This window comes from Microcystis sp. M53602_WE12 (assembly GCF_030065455.1).
In the GTDB taxonomy this organism is placed as follows: Bacteria; Cyanobacteriota; Cyanobacteriia; order Cyanobacteriales; family Microcystaceae; genus Microcystis; species Microcystis aeruginosa.
Map to the genome: position 1 here is coordinate 1 of NZ_JASJFB010000348.1, position 2,967 is coordinate 2,967.

Consider the following 2,967-nt stretch of genomic DNA (forward strand, 5'->3'; position numbering starts at 1 on the left):
ATGGCTTTTAAATGTTGATCTAGTTGTTCTTTTTGGTCTGTATTCATGATTCTACCGTTTAATTGTTTCTCTTTATTTTGCCTTAGCTAACGTTTTTAGTCTCTAAGCATTTATACTTATGGCAAAATTGGGATGCTCCCATTGGATGCAATTATTACCCGTAATCCTCAAGATTTCCCCATTGTCACACCACGAATTATCACTCCTGAACAATTAATTGCCGAATTAACCAACTCTCATTAGCAAATTTAGTGGTTTTAATAATGTATCGGGAGCATAAAAAATGTCTAAACTTAAAGAGTTCATCTATTACCAAAATTCTATGACTCGCTGGTTTAATATTGCAGGTCCCTGTTCAGACGATATCCACTATATGCTCTCTCCCACAGTCAGATTACCAGATTTAGAGGAGCTAATTCAACAACGTAGTTATTTTGTTCTTCACGCACCACGACAAACGGGGAAAACCACCGCTATGTTATCCCTAGCAAAACAATTGACTGATACTGGAAATTATGCCGCAGTCATGGTATCCGTAGAAGTAGGAAGTGCATTTAATCATGATCCTACTGCCGCAGAATTAGCAATTTTAGGGGCATGGTATAATACAATTGAGGATAGTTTACCTGAAGAATTACAACCAGCTGCTAAACAATGGCAACAGGAAGAACCAGGAAGCAGAATTAAGGCTTTTTTAAGAAGTTGGGCAAAAGCTATCAATCGTCCCATAGTATTATTTATAGATGAAATTGACTCTTTACAAGACCAAACATTAATATCAGTTTTACGACAGTTAAGAGATGGTTTTCCTAAACGTCCAGAAAATTTTCCCTCATCAGTAGGATTAATTGGTTTACGAGATGTGAGAGATTATAAAGTAGCATCGGGAGGTAGTGATAGATTAAATACATCTAGTCCTTTTAATATAAAAGTTGCTTCTCTGACTATGAGAAATTTTAATCTTGCAGAAGTAGGAGAATTATATCAACAACATACAGCAGCAACAGGACAAATTTTCACACCAGAAGCTATCGAAACAGCGTTTGATTTAACTCAAGGACAACCTTGGTTAGTCAATGCTTTAGCTAAAGAAATTGTAGAAAAAATGGTAAAAGATAGAAACATTGCTATTACCAAAGAACACATTTTAACAGCCAAAAAAATATTAATTGCTCGTCAAGATACTCATTTAGATAGTTTAGCGGAAAAACTCAGGGAAAAACGAGTGAAAAATATTATTGAACCAATTTTAGCAGGGCAAACATTACCTGATACTTTAGCAGATGATAGGCAATATTTAATAGATTTAGGATTATTAAGACGTGATCCAAGGGGAGGATTAGTTATTTCTAACCCCATATATCGTGAAGTTATTCCCCGCGTTTTAGTCCAAGGAACTCAGGACAGTTTACCTTTAATTAGTCCTAGTTGGTTGACAGCAAAAGGTGAATTAAATATAGATGCTTTATTAACAGCATTTCTCAAGTTTTGGCGACAACAGGTCGAACCATTATTAAGTAGTGCTGCTTACCATGAAATTGCCCCCCATATTGTATTAATGGCTTTTTTACATCGTGTGGTTAATGGTGGGGGAGTTTTAGAAAGGGAATATGCAATTGGTAGCGATAGAATGGATTTATGTCTGCGTTATAAAGATGTAATTTTAGGGATTGAATTGAAAGTATGGCGGGATAAAAAGCGCGATCCTCAAGCTGATGGAATTGAACAATTAGAATCTTATTTAGGATGTTTGGGTTTAGATTTTGGTTGGTTATTTATCTTTGATAGGCGGAAAAATGCTTTACCTATGGAAGAAAGGTTATCAACTGAGGTGTTGGTGACGGAAAATCAATATAGAATTACTGTGATTCGGGCGTAAATGTTGATCTATTCCAACACCTTAACCCCAAAATCATCTACAATCAAAATTTCCAGTGAATCATAAAATCCTATGACTCGCTGGTTTAATAGCGAAGAACTCCGTAGGAATCGTCTTTTTTTGTCAATGTGAGGAAATGCGATAGCGCAAGCGCTGACTTGTCAGTTCGCTTCGCACCATCGCTATTTTATTCAAGATAATGGAATTTTAATGGTAAATAACCGTCGTTTTTACATTAATATCAACATTCAGTTTTTTCCGCAAAACATTGAAAATAGCAGTCAAATTATCCATCGTTGGATTACCCTTGGCTGATAACATCCGATGTAAACTTTTACTAGGTTTAGAAGTTTCAATTGCTAACTGTTCAAAACCTACTGTTGCATTGACAATATCTCTCAAAATCAGTCTTGCTGTTTCTGGTTCACCATTCAGGAAAAGAGAAATAGCTTCATCAAGTAAAGCTATCGCAAACTCAGAATCTCTTTGCACTCGTGCATTAACGGTTTCTTTAAAGTCTCTAGTTAGTGCCATAATAACTACCTTTTCTCTCTACTATCATTGTCAAATTTTTGCTCTTTGCTAATTTCTTTTTTTCGTCTTTTGTACTCTTGGTATAATTCTCTAGCACGATTAATATCAGATTGCTGATTTTTCTTTGTTCCCCCACCAAATAAAACTATAAGCTGTTTACCATCTTGAGCTAGATAAATTCGGTATCCTGGACCCCAATCAATCTTATATTCCCCAATTCCATCAAACCATTTAACATTTGATGTATTGCCTAATTCCAAACGAGACTTAGCAACTGTTACCTTCGCAGCTGCTTGGGTATCCAAGCTATTAAACCATTCTTGGTAAGGACTTGAACCATCTTCTTGAAGATATTCTTGAACTTTGATAATAGACATACTGCTATAGTAACTTATGTGTTACTCTAGGTCAAACAGTAGAACTCTTGCAAATTAATTATATGTTATAATGATGGGTTAACTAATTTTCCCCAAAAAATTAGTTAATCAGTACATTTGTCCTGAATGAAAACTTGAAGTTTAACTTTTAACTCAAAACTCTTTAGAGCTGCTTTA

At 35.2% G+C, this 2,967-nt stretch carries 3 protein-coding genes and 1 pseudogene; 2 read left to right on the plus strand and 2 right to left on the minus strand.

Annotated features, from left to right (window positions below; genetic code table 11):
* Positions 1–141 precede the first annotated feature (141 nt).
* Positions 142–243 (plus strand): annotated as a pseudogene (locus tag PX482_RS27715) (PIN domain-containing protein); the annotation flags it as partial.
* A gap of 79 nt (positions 244–322) precedes the next feature.
* The gene (locus PX482_RS12315) at positions 323–1,879 is read left to right on the plus strand and encodes an AAA-like domain-containing protein (protein WP_043998824.1); all 1,557 of its coding nucleotides are present in this window, start codon (positions 323–325) and stop codon (positions 1,877–1,879) included.
* A gap of 207 nt (positions 1,880–2,086) precedes the next feature.
* On the opposite strand, the gene PX482_RS12320 is transcribed toward PX482_RS12315, so the two are convergent.
* Together PX482_RS12320 and PX482_RS12325 are read right to left on the minus strand one after the other, a co-directional pair.
* On the minus strand, positions 2,087–2,413 hold the full coding sequence (locus PX482_RS12320; RefSeq protein ID WP_002754998.1) for a helix-turn-helix domain-containing transcriptional regulator: 327 nt from the start codon (positions 2,411–2,413) through the stop codon (positions 2,087–2,089).
* A gap of 5 nt (positions 2,414–2,418) precedes the next feature.
* Positions 2,419–2,790, minus strand: coding sequence for a type II toxin-antitoxin system RelE/ParE family toxin (locus tag PX482_RS12325; RefSeq protein WP_002754997.1), 372 nt, complete (start codon positions 2,788–2,790; stop codon positions 2,419–2,421).
* Between the last annotated feature and the right edge of the window lie 177 nt (positions 2,791–2,967).